The 17,031-nt window shown below is 57.0% G+C and carries 15 protein-coding genes; 10 read left to right on the top strand and 5 right to left on the bottom strand.

Annotation, left to right across the window (positions count from 1 at the left end; translation table 11 throughout):
• Positions 1–10: 10 nt before the first annotated feature.
• A complete protein-coding gene (locus tag DHN55_RS13840) occupies positions 11–337 on the bottom strand; it encodes a c-type cytochrome (RefSeq protein WP_108882078.1) in 327 nt (108 codons plus the stop codon).
• 447 nt (positions 338–784) lie between these two features.
• Positions 785–1,462 (bottom strand): HAD family hydrolase, encoded by a 678-nt coding sequence (locus DHN55_RS13835; protein WP_337660304.1) that lies wholly within the window; start codon positions 1,460–1,462, stop codon positions 785–787.
• A gap of 181 nt (positions 1,463–1,643) precedes the next feature.
• Here DHN55_RS13835 and DHN55_RS13830 point away from each other — a divergent pair, with 181 nt between their 5' ends.
• From DHN55_RS13830 to gor, 3 genes are read left to right on the top strand one after another with little or no spacing between them, the layout of a single operon-like run.
• The gene (locus DHN55_RS13830) at positions 1,644–3,119 is read left to right on the top strand and encodes a succinate-semialdehyde dehydrogenase (protein ID WP_108882076.1); all 1,476 of its coding nucleotides are present in this window, start codon (positions 1,644–1,646) and stop codon (positions 3,117–3,119) included.
• Positions 3,116–3,808, top strand: a complete 693-nt coding sequence (gene rpiA, locus DHN55_RS13825; protein ID WP_108882075.1) for a ribose-5-phosphate isomerase RpiA — start codon at positions 3,116–3,118, stop codon at positions 3,806–3,808. The genes DHN55_RS13830 and rpiA overlap by 4 nt, the downstream gene beginning before the upstream one ends.
• Before the next feature lie 6 nt (positions 3,809–3,814).
• The gene (gene gor / locus DHN55_RS13820) at positions 3,815–5,179 is read left to right on the top strand and encodes a glutathione-disulfide reductase (RefSeq protein WP_108882074.1); all 1,365 of its coding nucleotides are present in this window, start codon (positions 3,815–3,817) and stop codon (positions 5,177–5,179) included.
• Positions 5,180–5,190: 11 nt separating this feature from the next.
• Here gor and DHN55_RS13815 read toward each other — a convergent pair whose 3' ends face one another.
• Positions 5,191–5,472: an HlyU family transcriptional regulator gene (locus DHN55_RS13815; RefSeq protein ID WP_108882073.1), complete on the bottom strand. Its 282-nt coding sequence runs from the start codon at positions 5,470–5,472 to the stop codon at positions 5,191–5,193.
• Between the two features lie 138 nt (positions 5,473–5,610).
• Here DHN55_RS13815 and DHN55_RS13810 point away from each other — a divergent pair, with 138 nt between their 5' ends.
• Complete coding sequence (locus DHN55_RS13810) at positions 5,611–6,990, top strand: sodium:proline symporter (RefSeq protein WP_108882072.1); 1,380 nt, start codon at positions 5,611–5,613, stop codon at positions 6,988–6,990.
• A gap of 5 nt (positions 6,991–6,995) precedes the next feature.
• Here the strand turns inward: DHN55_RS13810 and DHN55_RS13805 are convergent, their stop codons facing one another.
• Both DHN55_RS13805 and DHN55_RS13800 read right to left on the bottom strand, forming a co-directional pair.
• Entirely contained in the window at positions 6,996–8,003 is a 1,008-nt protein-coding gene (locus tag DHN55_RS13805; RefSeq protein WP_108882071.1) for an arginine deiminase family protein, read from the bottom strand.
• A gap of 19 nt (positions 8,004–8,022) precedes the next feature.
• On the bottom strand, positions 8,023–8,616 hold the full coding sequence (locus DHN55_RS13800) for a DUF1989 domain-containing protein (protein ID WP_108882070.1): 594 nt from the start codon (positions 8,614–8,616) through the stop codon (positions 8,023–8,025).
• A 101-nt stretch (positions 8,617–8,717) separates the two neighbouring features.
• On the opposite strand from DHN55_RS13800, the gene DHN55_RS13795 reads away from it, so the two are divergent.
• The 6 genes from DHN55_RS13795 (at position 8,718) to DHN55_RS13770 (ending at position 16,725) form a co-directional block, all read left to right on the top strand.
• On the top strand, positions 8,718–9,446 hold the full coding sequence (locus tag DHN55_RS13795; protein ID WP_337660303.1) for a hypothetical protein: 729 nt from the start codon (positions 8,718–8,720) through the stop codon (positions 9,444–9,446).
• 69 nt (positions 9,447–9,515) lie between these two features.
• Positions 9,516–12,410, top strand: coding sequence for an isoleucine--tRNA ligase (gene ileS / locus DHN55_RS13790; protein WP_108882068.1), 2,895 nt, complete (start codon positions 9,516–9,518; stop codon positions 12,408–12,410).
• A complete protein-coding gene (lspA, locus tag DHN55_RS13785) occupies positions 12,410–12,916 on the top strand; it encodes a signal peptidase II (protein WP_108882067.1) in 507 nt (168 codons plus the stop codon). Before ileS ends, lspA begins: the two co-directional genes overlap by 1 nt.
• A 112-nt stretch (positions 12,917–13,028) precedes the next feature.
• The gene (locus tag DHN55_RS13780; protein ID WP_337660302.1) at positions 13,029–13,616 is read left to right on the top strand and encodes a hypothetical protein; all 588 of its coding nucleotides are present in this window, start codon (positions 13,029–13,031) and stop codon (positions 13,614–13,616) included.
• A gap of 333 nt (positions 13,617–13,949) precedes the next feature.
• Complete coding sequence (locus tag DHN55_RS13775) at positions 13,950–15,350, top strand: M16 family metallopeptidase (protein WP_337660301.1); 1,401 nt, start codon at positions 13,950–13,952, stop codon at positions 15,348–15,350.
• Between the two features lie 37 nt (positions 15,351–15,387).
• Positions 15,388–16,725, top strand: a complete 1,338-nt coding sequence (locus DHN55_RS13770; protein ID WP_108882064.1) for an insulinase family protein — start codon at positions 15,388–15,390, stop codon at positions 16,723–16,725.
• Positions 16,726–17,031 lie beyond the last annotated feature (306 nt).

The raw sequence follows: 17,031 nt of genomic DNA, 5'->3' as shown, positions 1-17,031 counted from the left end.
TTTTCTCTCCCTATTCAACAACGTACTTCGCATCTTTCAAATACACCGCCAGATTTGCAATTTCCTCATCAGTCAATGGCTTGGCCATCGGAATCATGAGGAATGAGTTTGAGCCTTGTTCTATTCCTTTTCTGTAGGCCTCTAGTTTGGCAGTCGTATATGAAATCTCTTGGCCAGAAACTTTTGGATAACTGGCTACGCCTTTTCCGGCTGGTCCATGGCAGTTAATACAGGTTTCGTTATATCTGGTTTCCCCTAGTGCCTTGTCGGCACTGTACGCAGTTTGAGGAGAGATTAACGCTGTTAAAACCAATAGTGTACTGGAAAATCTCAACAAGACGCGCTCCTCAAATTAGCAACTGTTGTAAGTGGTTGAAATAGGGGAAGAAAAATTCAGCGCATTTCCCCCGAAACGGACCAGCAAGCCTCGCACGGTGAAAGATACAGGCAGTTGAGTCAAGGTGCCTCACGACTGTACATTGGTCCCAAATCGTTTCACTCAGTCGCTGGTGTTAGTTGATACGAGCGTCGAAATTACATGAATTGTCCTACTCTTGGCCTCTCCCCGAAGTCCTACCTTCACAACATTTGTCTGTTCTGCATTCAGAAACGGACATGAGCGTCGGCGCTCAATGATGCCGGGAAATGGCGCCTAACCGAAGTCGGGCAGATGCAGCCGCATGACCGCTTGGGGTCAGGAGCGGACATTAGGGCACTCGAGATCAATGGTCGCTTCGTGTGCACAGCAATCGTTCGCTGTCTTTCGGATTAATGGGCCGCGACCCTAGGCGTGAGCTGCGAACCGGCCTTCGAGTATCGGCAGCACCTCGTCGAAATGATCCACGATATGGTCGGGCTCAAACGCTGATACGTGGGTATGCGTGTAGCCGAAACTGACGGCAACCACCGGTATGGCTGCGGCCTGTGCTGTGCGGATGTCGGTGGCGCTGTCGCCGATCATGACGGCGCGTGAACGCAGGCAACCGGTTGCCTTGATGGCGGCGAACAACGGCCTTGGATCAGGCTTTGCCACGCCGGTTGTGTCCGGTCCGATGACGGCTGAGAAATAATGATCCATATCGAGGCCGTTGATCAATTTGACCGACAGGCGTTCCAGCTTGTTGGTGCACACGGCAAGGCCGACGCCGCGCGCCTTCAATTCGTCAAGCAGTGCCAGTACGCCGGGATAGGGTTTTGACCGGGCGGTGATGTTGGCTGAATAAAAGTCGATGAACTGGCGAAACAGGATATCGATCATGTCTGCGCGGGCAGGCTCTCCGGTGCGCTCGAAACCGCGCTCTATCAGCTTCTTGGCGCCCATGCCGACCATTTCGTAAACATCGTCCAGAGACACTTCACGCCGCCCATGCGCTTTCAGGACGTGATTGGTGGCTCCCCAAAGATCCGGAGCCGTATCGATAAGTGTCCCGTCCAGATCGAAAATTACTGCAGACTTGGCCATTTTTCCTCGCAAGAGCATTCAGCGATCAGGTGACATCACCGCCACGCATGGCGCTCTGTTTGTTAGTTGCTGCAGGTATGCGTTGGATACGTCCGTGATGCAACCTGATGTGCTTGGAGTGTGACGCCGGCCATGCTACACCGCCAGCCAACAAACCTGACAAGTGAGGAGGTTCCCGAAAATGGACGCGATCAAATCCCAAGCACTGCGAGATATTCTGAAGGACAAATCACTGCTGAAAGAGCAGTGCTATATCGATGGCAACTGGGTTTCGGGTGACGATATCATTGAAGTCACAAACCCGGCTACGGGAGACGTGATTGCCTCGGTGCCCAAGCTTGGTGTCGCAGAAACCAGGAAGGCCATCGAAGCCGCTGACCGGGCCATGACGGACTGGGCCGCGAGGACCGCCAAGGAGCGCTGCAACATCATGCGCACCTGGTACAATCTGATCATGGAGAACCAGGAAGATCTGGCCCAGATCATGACCGCCGAACAGGGCAAGCCGCTGGCTGAGTCCCGTGGCGAAATTGCCTACGGCGCCTCCTTCATCGAGTTTTTTGCCGAAGAGGCCAAGCGTATTTATGGCGAGACCATTCCGAGCCACAAGGCAGATGCCCGTATTGTCGTCACCCGCCAGCCGGTCGGTGTCGTTGCAGCGATCACGCCGTGGAATTTTCCGAACGCCATGATCACCCGCAAGGCAGGTCCCGCGCTCGGTGTGGGCTGCAGCATCGTCATCAAGCCGGCTTCCGAGACACCCTTGTCCGCGTTGTCGCTTTGTGAGCTGGCCGAGCGCGCCGGCATACCTGCCGGCATCATCAATGTGGTGACCGGCAAGGCGTCGGAAATCGGCGGGGAAATGACCTCCAGCCCGACCATCAAGATGCTGACTTTCACCGGCTCCACGGAAATCGGCAAGGTGCTGATGAAGCAGTGCGCCGACACGGTGAAAAAGGTCGGCATGGAACTGGGTGGCAATGCGCCGTTCATCGTGTTCGATGATGCCGACCTGGACGCAGCGGTTGCCGGTGCCATGGCTTCCAAGTACCGCAATGCGGGTCAGACCTGCGTCTGCGCCAACCGCCTGCTGGTGCAGGACGGTGTTTATGACGCGTTTGCCGCGAAACTGAAGGAAGCGGTGGACAAGATGGTCGTTGGTGACGGCACCAAGGACGGCGTGACCACCGGGCCGCTGATCAACCAGGCCGGCGTCGACAAGGTGCAGGAGCATATCCAGGACGCTGTCGACAATGGCGCAAGTGTCGTGGCTGGCGGCAAGGCGCTCGGCGGCAATTTCCACGAACTGACCATCCTGCGTGATGTCACCACAGACATGAAGATAACCCGTGAGGAAACCTTCGGACCTGTAGCGCCGCTGTTCCGGTTCAAGACCGAGGAAGAAGCCATCAAGATGGCGAACGACACCGAGTTCGGCCTGGCATGTTATTTCTATACCCGCGACATCGGCCGGGTATGGCGTGTCGGTGAAGGGCTGGATTACGGCATTGTCGGTATCAATGAAGGCATCATTTCCACCGAGGTCGCACCGTTTGGCGGTGTCAAGGAATCCGGTATTGGCCGCGAGGGCTCAATCCATGGCGTAGAGGAATATGTAGAGATGAAATACATGCTGATGGGCGGTCTGGACACGTGACACCTGACGAGGCCAAGGAAGCCGCCGCGCGCGAGGCATTGCAGCACGTAAGCGAAGGCATGAAGATCGGATTGGGGACGGGGTCCACGGCAGAGAAATTTGTCGCAGGACTTGGTGAAATGGTCGCGGACGGCTTGAATGTCGTTTGCGTGCCAACCTCCGAAGCAACCCGCGAACAGGCGGAAAGCCTCAACATCCCGCTGACCCGGCTCGATGAAGAGCCGGTGCTCGACCTGACGGTCGACGGTGCCGACGAACTGGATGCGAACCTGACCCTGATCAAGGGCGGGGGCGGGGCTCTGCTGCGTGAAAAGATCGTGGCGTCTTCATCTAAACAGATGATCGTCATTGCCGATCACACCAAGAAGGTTGAAACGCTCGGCGCGTTCTCGCTGCCGGTCGAAATTGTCCCCTTTGGCGTCAAGGCCACGGCCATGAAGCTGGAACACGCCGGTAAATGGGCCGGTTGCAATGGCGCGCTTGCTTTGCGTATCCGCGACGGCGAACTGTTTGTAACCGACAATGGCAATGTGATAATCGACTGCGCGTTTGGCACAATTCCCGATGCCCAGAAGCTGGCGTCGGTGATCTCGACCATCCCCGGTGTTGTCGATCACGGCTTGTTTATTGGAATGGCCGGCATGGCGATACTAGGTGGTCCCGACGGTCTGGAAATTATCGAAAGCTGAAACTCCATGTCTGAGTACGATTACGATCTCTTCGTCATTGGCGGCGGGTCCGGCGGCGTTCGCGCTGCCCGCATCGCCGCCACTCATGGTGCCAGGGTTGGCATTGCGGAAGAGTACCGCTATGGCGGCACCTGCGTCATCCGCGGTTGCGTGCCGAAGAAACTGTTCGTCTATGCCAGCCATTTTGCGGAGAGTTTTGAAGATGCCGTTGGCTTCGGCTGGTCCACGAAAAAAGTGTCTTTTGACTGGTGGACCCTGATCTCCAACAAGGACAAGGAGATTGATCGGCTCAACAAGATCTACATCACCAATCTTGAAAAGGCAGGCGTCGAACTGTTCAACACCCGGGCTGAAATGCGTGATCCCCATTCGGTGTTTCTGGTCGCTGAACAGCGCCATGTGACAGCGAAATACATTCTGATTGCCACCGGTGGTGTTGTGAAGGTTGATGAGCAACTGCCCGGCATCGAGCATGTGATCACGTCAAACGAGGCGTTTCACCTGGAAGCGCTTCCCGAACGCATCGTGATTGCAGGTGGCGGATATATCGCGGTCGAGTTTGCAGGCATATTTGCAGGCCTCGGTGTGGACACAACGCTTCTGTATCGCGGCGACAAGATCCTGCGCGGGTTCGACGACGATGTTCGCGATCATCTGACCGCCGAAATGAAAAAGAAGGGCATTGATGTCGTCACGGGCCAGGTCTTTACCAAGATCGAGAAGCACGGCGAGGTGCTTAAAGGGACACTCAAGAACGGTGAGGTGCTGGAGGCCGGACAGATCATGTTCGCCATCGGCCGTGCGCCCTATACGCAAGGGCTGGGCCTTGAACATGCCGGCGTCGAAACCAGGGCCAACGGCGCCATCAAGGTTGATGAATACTCACAGACCAATGTCGATCACATCTATGCGGTGGGCGATGTCACCGACCGGGTGGCGCTGACACCGGTCGCCATCCGTGAAGGTCATGCCGTTGCCGACAACCTGTTCGATGGCAAGGATATCAGGATGGATCACTCGCTGATCCCGACCGCGGTGTTCTCGCAGCCTGAGATCGGAACCGTCGGCCTGACCGAGGCCGAGGCGCGCGAAAAATTCGGCGACGTGGACATCTACAAATCGACCTTCCGACCGATGAAACACACCCTGTCGGGCCGCGACGAGAGAATGCTGATGAAGCTTATTGTGGAACCTGTGACCGACAAGGTCGTGGGTTGTCACATCATGGGACCTGACGCAGGCGAAATGGCCCAGTTGCTGGGGATTTCGGTCAAGATGGGCGCCACCAAGGCAGACTTTGATTCCACCATGGCAGTGCACCCGACAGCATCGGAAGAACTGGTCACCATGCGCACCAAGTGGAGCGGGTAACGCTGCGCGCGCTAGTTAAGCAGGCGCTCGCCCTGCTGGTCGATGATCTGCTTGGCCTTGATGATGGAAAAGCGCGCAGCCTCTTCGGTTGAGGTGAACGTATCGGCCCGGATGAAGTCGTGCGACGGTCCGTCCGGATCGTCTTCCTTGCGGATGCTGCCGGCGATGTTATAGGTGCCGCTGGTACCTTTCGGCTTGGGCTCGATCACATAGCCTTTGTAGGTTTCTGTTTCAAAGGCGGGCGCGGACTTTTCGCCACCGCCGCCGAACAATTTCGAGAAAAATCCACTCATGACCCGGTGTCCTTTACTGACTGATTGTTCCCAGTCTTAGCATTCACGAACAGATGATCCAAATGTGTGTTGTGCGGGGCTTGGGATTGGTCAATGTGCAAGTCCTGTTGCCAACCTTGTCCAGGACCTTTTTGATCAATGATGACGCCCCTGCTGCTGACACTGTGTGTGCTTGCCGTAATTTCATTTTTGCTGACCCCGCGCCAGCGCACGGTAGACGGGTTCTATGCCGGGCAAAGCGCCGATGGTGCCGCGCCTTCCATGGTAACACTGGTGTTTTCGCAGGTGACCACCTGGATTTTTGCCCGTTCGCTGCTCACCGCAGCCATTCTCGGTTTTTACTATGGCATTGGCGGTGCGCTCGCCTACACAGCCTATTACCTGTCGTTTTTCACCGGCGCCGTCATCGTCGACCAGATCCGCTTCCGGCACGGTTTCGATTCCGTGCAGGCGTTCCTGGCGGATCGCTTCGGATCGTCCGGCACCACCGCATACAACCTGGTTGTTGCCCTGCGCCTGCTGTCGGAGGTGTTTGCCAACCTCATCGTGATCGGCACCCTGTTCGGTGCGGAGGGCTCGACCTTGTACCTGCTGGCGGCAAGTGCGGCGGCAGTATTCACGCTGGGTTATTCCATGCTCGGTGGCCTGCAGTCCTCATTGCGCACCGATGTCTTCCAGATGAGTGTCTTTCTGGTCATGCTGGCGGTGCTGGTATTCGCGCTTGTCGGTGCGCCCGGCTGGTCGATTTCACTGATTGGCGACACTGCAAGACCGGTTTCGGATCCGGGCTGGATCCTGCTGATGGTCGCCATGATGCAGGTGATTTCCTATCCCATGCATGACCCGGTGATGATGGACCGCGGTTTCCTTGCCGACCGCAGGACCACCTGGAAATCCTTCCTGCATGCCGGTTGGCTGTCGATGGGCTGTATTTTCCTGTTTGCACTGCTCGGGGTCTATGCCGGAACACAGGCCGGCGAGGGTGAGGCCATGCTGGCTGTCCTGACCCGTACCCTGGGTGAGCCAACCATGCTGATACTCAACCTGGCACTCATCGTGTCAGCGGTTTCCACGCTCGATTCAACCTTGTCGAGCGCATCGAAGCTTGCCATCAAGGATATGGGGCTTGCCGCTCCCACGCTGTTCAACGGTCGCATCGCCATGTTGGTGTTCATGATCGGCGGCCTGGCCTTCCTGCTGCTCGATACCAAGGAACTTTACGCCGCCGTTGCCATCTCCGGCACCGCATCCATGTTCCTGACGCCTGTCATCCTGTTCTGCATCATCGGCGGCAGGCGGGTGTCCCTGTGGGCGTTTCACGTGGCTTTCGTCGCGGCCATGTCGGGCGCGGTGCTGTACTACCTGGAAACCAGCAATCTCGGTTTCATGACGCAAGCCTTCGGCATCGAGCATAAGTACACCAAGCTGCTGGTGATCTGCATCGCAGTGCTGACCGCAGGCAATGGGGCATTTGCCCTGGCCTTGAAACCGAAAGGTGCTGTGGCCCAGACAGGCTAAGGACCCTATAGGCTGTCGCGTTCCAGCGGCGTGGTGGAACAGTGGATGCCACCGCCGTTCAGTTGCATCTTGTGGTACTGCACCGGGATGATGTCGACGCCTGCCTGCTGTATGGCGTCCAGGGTGCGGTTGCTGGCGCCGTCACCCATGATGTAGCGCCCGGGTGCAACGGCAAGCCCGTTGATGATCCAGCCATTGTCGGCGGGTGTGATCTCGATGGTTCGGATTTTCAGCTCCTTCAGCCGCTCCAGGAACCAGAACGGCAGTTGTGTCGGGTCGACCAGCGCCAGGTCATGATCCACCATCACGAAAGCACCGTCGATGTGGATCAGGTAACCGCACAGATCAACAACGATCAGTTCCACTCCCTGCCGCTTCAGCACGTCGTCCAGCTGGCTGATGGCCTCGTCATTGACCCGGATCGAGCGGCCCACCACGGCGGTCTGCGGGTTGAGCCAGGCGAAGCTGCCGCCTTCCAGCATGCCGTTGGAATGAATGGTGCGCAGGATCGGGATGCCCAGGTTGGCCAGTGTCCTGGTGACAATGAGTTCCTCGCCCTGGCGGATGCGCGGCGCCATGCGGCACACGATTGCGCCGCCCTTGACCATGATCACCGGATCGCGCGTGTAGCACGCCTTTAACAACCGGTCGGTACCGCCGTCGAGGAAATGCACCTCGACACCTTCAGCGCGTAAAACCTCCACCAGTTGGTCATGCTGGGCGCGCATGTCGTCTGCCGGCGGTATTTCGTCCGACTGCCAGTACCAGCCTTCTTCCAGGTCGCCGAACGTGCCGGTCTCTTCCAGTTTCTTGGCCGGATCGACCATGCCCAGTTCGGAGCCGGGGCGGTGCATCAGGATAGAGCGGATTTTGCCGACATCATTGTCGACGCCCCATTTGCGGCCCCAGTCCGCCAGCAGCCTGCGCTCGTCCTCGAACGGCGGCTCCGGTTCCGACCCGAAGAGTTTGATCGTGGTCTGGTAAAGGTGTTCGGCGTGGGCAGATGAGGCCATGATCAGGGGTCCGTTGCAATCAGTCCAGAATCTCGAAGTGCGCTTCGGTAGTGGTCTGCGAGTTGATGTCGAGAATGTCCTGCGGACAGCATGACATGACCGCGATCACATCGATCTCGGCACGCAGGGTCACATAGTCGCCTGGTTTGGACAGGGCAGGGTCGAAGGACAGAGAACCGTCCTGCTGCCAGGGAATGTTCATGAACAGGTTGATGGACCCCGGCGTAAACGGAACCGTGTAGCCAAGTTCGGCAAGCCCTGCGTGCATGTTGTCCTTGCAATTGTCATGATAGTCGGTGCAGCCCAGAAGCCCGTAGCGTTCGTTGTCACACGGGGCCATCAGGGTGTCGTGGCGGCCCGGCGAGGTGTCCTCGGTCAGGGTCATCAGCGCGCGGCGGCGATTTGAATACAGCGCATCGCCGGTTTGCGGATACAGGTGTTGCCAGGTCGCGCGGCATTGCTCCATGCCGGTGAACTCGGTCAGGTGACCGGCCACGAATGCCCAGAAGTCAACGACCTGCGTGCCGTGGGTATTGATGATCTTGATCGACTGGCCCTTGTTGACAAAAGCGGCCTTACCGCGCCGCGCGGGTACTGTGTGGAGGGTGCTCATGAATGGTCTCGTTGCTATCTGGTGTTGAATGCCGTGAACCTTCACTCCGGCAGCGAAACGGGTCAAGGTAAAGTTCGTACAAATATGATTCGTGGGGCGGCATGGAATTTCGACGCGGGATGTGGGCAGAGGCCTGGCTACAGGGTATCAGTGCACGCAAGTTTGTGGCGCTTGTGGTTTTTGGCGAGTTGTTGATCGAGGCGATGGGCATCACCGAATCTGGTGGATCGTTTGCATCAATGTTTTTGTGGTCTTGCCTGGCATACGTCGTTCATGCCCAGATATTGTTGGCTCCCGATAGCAACGCCGATACGAACGGTTTCCGGATGATCGGTTTTACGATGAGATCGTTTGGCATAGCTTCTCTGATGTTGGTTGCAAGCGCCGTACTGATGTTCACTTTTGCGTCCGTGTTCGGAACAGGACAGTCAGAAATGCTTTTTGTGTACGGGCTCGCCGCATTCGCAATTCTGGGGCTGCCTGTGTTCGTATTGTTGGGGACTGTTTTACCTGCTTTTGTTGCAGATAGAGCGCGCAGCGTGGGGGCAGCAGTCAAACGAGGCAAGATGCAATTCGGTTGGATTGCAGGCAGATTGATAATTGGTCCGGGTGTAGTCCTGGCCTTGTCTTTGGCGCTCTGGATTCTGCTGTTGATCCCGGTTGATTACAATGACGAGTTTTGGAACGAAGACGGGGTTTTTCAGCCACTGGCAGTTTTTGCGTTGTCGGTGTGCTTAACAGTTCAGGCATATGCGACCGCGCTTACCGCTGTTATTCTCTCCCGCGCTTTCCTCCGCGCAGATGGTATGCCGGACACGGTCCCTGCATAGCCGCCTTCCATCCCTTCGCGAACACTGCTAGAACGCGCGCGACGCTGCACTTCTGGAAGCATTTTTACCATGAGCGATACCAAGACGGAACGCGATTATTCCACAACGCTGTTCCTGCCCAAGACCGAATTTCCCATGCGCGCCGGCCTGCCCAAGAAAGAGCCGGAAATCCTGGCGAAATGGGAAGGCATGGACCTGTACAAGACTTTGCGCGAGCAGTCGAAGGACAGGCCGAAATACGTGCTGCATGACGGCCCGCCCTATGCCAACGGCAACATTCATATCGGCCATGCGCTCAACAAGATCCTGAAAGACCTGATCACTCGTTCGTTCCAGATGCGCGGCTATGACTCAAATTACGTGCCGGGCTGGGACTGCCACGGGCTTCCGATCGAATGGAAGATCGAGGAAAAATACCGCGCTGCCGGCAAGGACAAGGACGACGTGCCGGTCAATGAATTCCGCGAGGAGTGCCGCGAGTTCGCCAAGCACTGGATCGGTGTCCAGACGGAAGAATTCAAGCGCCTTGGCGTGGTCGGTGATTTCGTCGATCCCTACCTGACGATGAACTTCGAGGCCGAGGCCCGCATCGCCGAAGAGCTGATGAAGTTTGCCATGTCAGGCCAGCTGTATCGCGGGTCCAAGCCGATCATGTGGTCGGTAGTGGAACGCACCGCGCTGGCCGAAGCCGAGGTCGAGTACCAGGATTACCAGTCCGACACGGTATGGGTGAAGTTCCCGGTGGTTGCCGGAGCAGACGCTTTGCAGGGCGCCTGCGTCGTTATCTGGACAACCACACCGTGGACGATCCCCGGCAACCGGGCGATCTCCTATGCCAACCGGATCAGTTACGGTCTTTATGAAGTCACCGGTGCGGAGAACGATTTCGGACCGCAAGCCGGCGAGATACTTGTCTTTGCCGACAATCTGGCAGAAGAGTCCTTCGCCAAGGCCAAGCTGCAGTACAAGCGCCTGTCGGATGTCACGGCAGACGACCTGTCGGTCGTTACCTGCGCGCACCCCTTGCGCGGCAGGGGCTATGATTTCGATGTGCCGTTGCTGAACGGTGATCACGTGACCGACGATGCCGGCACCGGCTTCGTGCACACCGCACCCGGTCATGGCCGGGAAGATTTTGACGCCTGGATGGACAACGCAACCGACCTGGAAGCGCGCGGCATCGATCCGTCAATCCCGTTTACCGTCGGACCGGACGGACGCTTCACCAAGGATGCACCGGGTTTTGAAGGCGAACAGGTCATCACCGACAAGGGTGACAAGGGCAAGGCCAACGAAGCCGTTATCAGGGCCTTGATCGAAACCAATATGCTGTTTGCCCGTGGCCGGTTGAAGCACACCTATCCGCATTCCTGGCGCTCGAAGAAGCCGGTGATCTTCCGCAACACGCCGCAATGGTTTGTTTACATGGACCGCGACCTGAACGGCTCCACCTTGCGCAACATCGCGCTCAAGGCAATCGATGAAACCCGCTTTGTGCCGGCTGCCGGACAGAACCGTTTGCGCGGCATGATCGAAGACCGGCCCGACTGGGTATTGTCGCGCCAGCGCGCCTGGGGTGTACCCATCGCCGTGTTTGCCAATGAGGCAGGCGAGGTGCTCAAGGACGAGGCTGTCAACAAGCGCATCTTTGATGCCTTCATGAAAGATGGAGCTGACGCCTGGTATGCCGAAGGGGCTGCGGAGCGTTTTCTGGCAGGCGACTATTCGACCAATGAATGGACGCAGGTGCGTGACATTCTGGACGTGTGGTTTGATTCAGGGTCCACCCATGCCTTTTGCCTGGAGCAGCGTGAAGACCTGAAATGGCCGGCTGACCTGTATCTCGAAGGCTCCGACCAGCATCGCGGCTGGTTCCATTCCTCCTTGCTGGAATCCTGCGGCACGCGGGGGCGGGCCCCATACGACACGGTGCTCACTCACGGCTTCACCATGGACGAGCAGGGCCGCAAGATGTCCAAGTCGCTGAACAATTCCACGGCACCGCAGGACGTGATCAAGCAATATGGCGCCGATATCCTGCGTTTGTGGGTGGCGTCGGTTGATTATGCGGAAGACCAGCGCATCGGCCCGGAAATCATCAAGACCAATGTCGATGCCTATCGCAAGCTGCGCAACACGGTGCGTTGGATGTTGGGTTCGCTGGCGCATTTCAAACCGGAAGACAAGGTATCCGACGCCGACATGCCGGAACTGGAACGCCTGATGCTGTCACACCTTGCCCGCCTCGACGGTGTGGTGCGCAAGGGCTATGACGAGTTTGATTTCCGCCGCATCTATTCCGCGCTGTCCAACTTCATGACCACGGATCTGTCGTCGTTCTATTTCGACGTGCGCAAGGATGCGCTGTATTGTGATGCGCCGTCGTCCATGCAGCGCCGGGCCGCGCTTACCGTCATTGATCGTATTTTCGATTGTCTCGTGTCGTGGCTGGCACCGGTCCTGGTGTTCACCTGCGACGAGGCCTGGACCCAGCGCCACGGCGAAGACGCCTGTGTCCATACGGTCCAGTTTCCGGAAGTGTCCGCCGATTGGCGCGATCAGGAACTTGAGGCCAAATGGGCGAAAATCATGAAGGTGCGCTCCGTGGTTACCGGCGCGCTGGAAATCGAACGCCGCGAGAAGCGTATCGGATCGTCGCTGGAGTCCGCGCCGATTGTCCATATTGCCGATGAAGCCCTGTCTGCTGCGGTCAGCGACATCGACATGGCCGAAATCTGCATCACCTCCGCTGCAGCCGTCGAGCAGGGCGAAGGGCCTGCAGATGCCTACCGGCTGGACGAAGTGCGCGGTGTCTCGGTTATCCCGGCAATGGCCACGGGCACCAAGTGTGCCCGGTCCTGGAAAGTGCTGCCCGAGGTTGGCAGCGATGCGGAGTATCCCGACGTGACGCCACGCGACGCTGATGCCCTGCGCGAATGGGCCAGGCTGGGTGTGACCGTTTGATGATCTCCAGACCTGCGATGTGGGGCCGTCTGTCTGCGGTTGGTGCAGTACTGGCGGCGCTGACCTACTTCGTCGATCAGGTGCATAAATGGTACATGATCAGCATATTCGACATCGCCCGGTACCAGCCCGTGAAGGTGGTTCCGGGTTTTGATCTGGTCATGGTGTGGAATTACGGCATTTCCTATGGTTGGTTTGCGTCCCACTCCCAGGCGACACGGTGGATCCTGATCGTGTTGTCCGTCGCGGTGGCGGTCTTGTTGTGGGTATGGCTTGCCCGCCAGGCCAAGCCGCTGGTCGCGGCCGCGATCGGACTGGTGCTGGGTGGCGCGCTCGCCAACGCGACTGACCGGCTGGTGCATGGGGCGGTTGCGGACTTTTTCCACCTCTATGTCGCCGGATTTAGCTGGTATGTTTTCAACATCGCCGATGTGGCCATCGTTGCAGGCGTGCTGGTGCTGATGTATGACTCGTTGATGCACGAGGAAAAACAGACGGATAAGTGATTTTGTGTTACTGTATCCGGCCATGCTTTTGCCCTAAACGGCTGTCAGGCGTGGCGCATGTTTTGGTCGCGTACTGATGGTGGCCATGAATTGCAATGGGAGTGTTTCTGAGATGACGCTTAAGTTTAACATGCGAACCGGGCTGGCACTTATTGCTCTGCCGTTTCTGGCAGCGTGTTCGGAAACCAGTGTCCTGGATGCCTTCGATTCAGGTAATCGTGGTGAAGAGAACGGCGCGATTGTAAGCAATCAGCCGCTGTCTGTTCCTCCTGATCTGTCTTTGCGCCAACCGGGAGCCGCTAACGCGCCGGCCTACACCGGCAATGGTTTGCAGGTCCAGCAGGGTCAGCGGGCCACCAACCAAACCTATCAGGCACCGCCGCCACCGCAGCCGCAAACACAGCAGCCGGCCTGGCAGAATTCCGCAACCGCACCTGCTCAGCAGCAACAGGCCTATCAAGCGCCGCCGAAACCGCGTGACACCACAGCCGGCATATCCAACAGTGTCATACAAAGCCGGAACCCTGCAGACGAACCGTATCTGCGTCATGGCATAAATCCATACAATGCCGACGGCACCCGCAAGAAGCAGTCGGTTCTGGACAAGGAAGCACGCGCCAAGAAAATCGAGCTGGAGCGCTCAAAAAACCCGAATTACGGTACCGTGTTTAATTCAGGCGAATTTTGGTCAAGTAACTAGGGCGATTGAGGTTTGTGAATTGATCGATCACGCTGATCTGGTCGATGTTCTGCAAATTATCGGGGCGCTGAAGCCTGAAAGTCGCACACGCGGAAACACAAAATTGGTTACGAATAGTTCAGTAGCGTTCAAAAACCGCTTCATGCATAGTGCGCGCAGGTGATTTGCTTGGATCAGTGTGGGGTGCGAGTGTAACAACCGCTAACCGGAAAGCTGATCGGCTTATGTGTCAGGAAAACTTCATAGGCTCGGATGGACCTGTGAAAAACCCGCGCATAGACAGGTGAATCAATAAGCATTTAACGGCTTCGTGTTGCCAATCGGGAGTTTACCTTGCTCAAATCTGTTTTGCTCAGCCTGCCTGAAAAGGGCCGTTCTGCATCCCTGGCCCTGTTAGCGCTGGTGCTTGTAATGGCCGTGACAGTTATCCCCGCGCGTGCGCTGGATGTCAAAGTCAGCGAATACACCCTCGATAACGGCATGAAGGTGTTTGTCATTCCGGACCATCGCGCACCTGTGGTCACTCACATGGTTTGGGTTCGTGTCGGATCTGCCGATGAGGAGCTGGGTAAATCCGGTATTGCTCACTATCTTGAGCATTTGCTGTTCAAGGGAACCAAGCGCCTGAAACCCGGTGAATTCTCGAAAGTCATCCGTCTGAACGGCGGCGAGGACAATGCCTTCACCAGCTACGACTTCACGGCCTATTTCGAACGCATCGCGACCGATCGGCTCGAACTGGTCATGGATTTGGGTGCTGATCGATTTGCAAATACTGTTTTCGATGACAGGGACATCAAGACCGAACTGGAAGTGGTGAAGGAAGAACGCCGCTCGCGCACCGACAACAATCCTTCCGCACTGCTGCGCGAGCAGCTTTCAGCTGCCGCTTACACTGCCCATACCTACGGTCGTCCCGTGATCGGATGGATGTCCGAGGTGGAAAAGCTCTCCGCCGCTGACGCCCAGGCATTCTATCGCAAGTATTACACACCGTCCAATGCCGCTCTGGTCGTGGCCGGTGATGTGGATCCTGCAAAGGTGCACGAACTTGCAGTCAAGTATTACGGCAAACTGGAAAACACCGTACCGACCCCGAAGCGCCTGCGGACGCAGGAGCCGACGCCGATTGCCGCCAAGCGTGTCGAAATGTCCGACCCGCGTGTCGCCAGCCCGTCCATTTCCCGCAAGTATCTTGTGCCCGGCGTCAATCAGGCACCTCCGGGTGTGTCTGCCACACTCGATATCCTGGGCCAGGTGCTTGGCAGCGGCTCTTCATCCTACCTTTATACCGAACTGGTCATTCGCCAGAAGATCGCCTCGCAGGTGTCATCGTGGCACAATGGCGACACACTGGACGGTGGTGAAATTAGCATAAGCGTTGCACCGGCACCGGGGGTTGATGTGAAAGTCGCCGAAGAGGCTCTGGATGCGGCGTTGCACAAGCTTTTCAACGATGGCGTTTCACAAGAACGGGTCGAGCGCGCGCGCAAGCAACTGGTTGCCAGCAATGTATACGCCATCGACAGCCAGTTCCGATTGGCCTACATCTTTGGTGCTGCTTTTGCCATCGGGCAGTCGGTTGAACACACTTTGGGGTGGACCAACCGAATAAAGCAGGTTACCGCAGAGCAGGTTAATGACGCAGCACGTGAATATCTCAAGCTGAAAAACTCGGCTACGGGCGTACTGGTGCCGGCCCCATCAAAGGCAGCCAGTGCCACCTCAAATTGAACCCCTATCCTCCAAGTCACGGAACCGGACGGCAGGCATGAAATTCTTTAAACTTACCATTCTGACGCTGCTATTGAGCTTGATGCAGGTAGCCCATTTGCAGGCGTTTGAAATTCAAGAAGTTGAATCACCGGGCGGCCTGAAAGCCTGGCTGGTATCCGACAAGACGGTGCCTTTGATTACCATGCGGTTCTCTTTCCGGGGCGGCACGATCAATGATCCGGAGAAAGCGCCCGGGCGTTCCTATTTTCTGTCCGGCATGCTGGACGAGGGCGCTGGTGACATGAAATCGGAAGAGTTTCAGCGCCGCATGTCGGAACTGGCGATCCGCATGTCATATGACACCGATCGCGAGCATTTCGGTGGATCTTTCCAGACATTGTCGGAAAACAAGGACGCGGCATTTGACCTGCTGCGGCTTGCCGTTACCGAGCCACGTTTCGATGCAGAACCCATGGACAAGGTGCGCGGCCAGATACTGCTTGGCATCAAGGGTGATGAAGAAAACCCTGGTCGTATCGCCAGCAATGCGCTGTTGAAAACCATGCTTGGCGATCATCCTTACGCGCGTGTTCCAAAGGGTGATGCCGACAGTGTATCGGCCATGAAACCCAAGGATCTTAAAGACGCCTGGTCTGCCATCTTCGTGCGCAATCACTTGCAGATCGCCGTTGTCGGCGACATCACCGCTGAAGAGCTTGCGCCCTTGCTCGACAAGGTGTTTGGAGCCTTGCCGGAAAAGGGAAAGAAGATTTCTGTACCTGATCTGAAATCACCTGACAAAGGTTCGATTACCATTGTCGAGCGCAAGATACCGCAATCGGTGATGTCGTTTGCCATGCCTGGAATGGTGCGCAGTGACCCGGATTTCATCACTGCCTATGTGATGAATTTCGTGCTGGGAGACGGTGGCTTCGGGTCTCGCCTGATGGAGGAGGTTCGCGAAAAGCGGGGCCTCACCTATGGCATCTATACCGGCCTTGCTTCGTGGACAAACGGTGGCTTGCTGATCGGATCTGTGTCCACCCAGAATGCCAAGGCTGGCGAAACGCTCGATGTGCTGCGGGCAGAACTCGTCAAGATGGCGGAAAAGGGTCCGACGGAAGAAGAGCTCGAACAGGCAAAGACCTATTTGACAGGGTCTTACGCGCTTCGCTTCGACAGCGGCAGCAAGATTGCCAGCCAGTTGCTGGGCATCCAGCAGGACAATCTGGGTATCGACTATGTGAACAAGCGCAATGATCTGATCAACGCGGTCACGGTTGAAGACGCAAAACGCGTCGCCAAACGGCTGATCGATCCGGAGGCACTGACAATTTCCATTGTCGGACGGCCGGAAGGAATTCCGTTGCGGACCGGCGAAGCACCGGGCTAGTCGCGACTTGTGATAAAGACACAACATCCCGGATCATTGAGTAGTACGTCGACTCCATGATTTTCGTCCGCATTGAGCGGAGATCACAAACCTGTTTCATTTCAACAGATTAGGCTCAAGCGCTTCGATGGGGCAGTTTGCGCTTGGCGCAATCTTGCGCTAAAGCAGGTGTCGCAAAAGTGCGTGCGGTTTTGCGATTGAAGACGTGCTAAAACCACAGTCTGGGGCAAGGGGTTTGATTCCATCGAAACCTGAATAGCTCCGGAGCGATGTGGATGTCACATCCTGATCCAGGGGTTCGCCTGA

Origin of the sequence: Anderseniella sp. Alg231-50, from assembly GCF_900149695.1 — a bacterium.
GTDB lineage: Bacteria > Pseudomonadota > Alphaproteobacteria > Rhizobiales > Aestuariivirgaceae > Anderseniella.
Note: the sequence above shows the minus strand (reverse complement) of the source record. Positions and strands in the feature narration are given on the sequence as shown.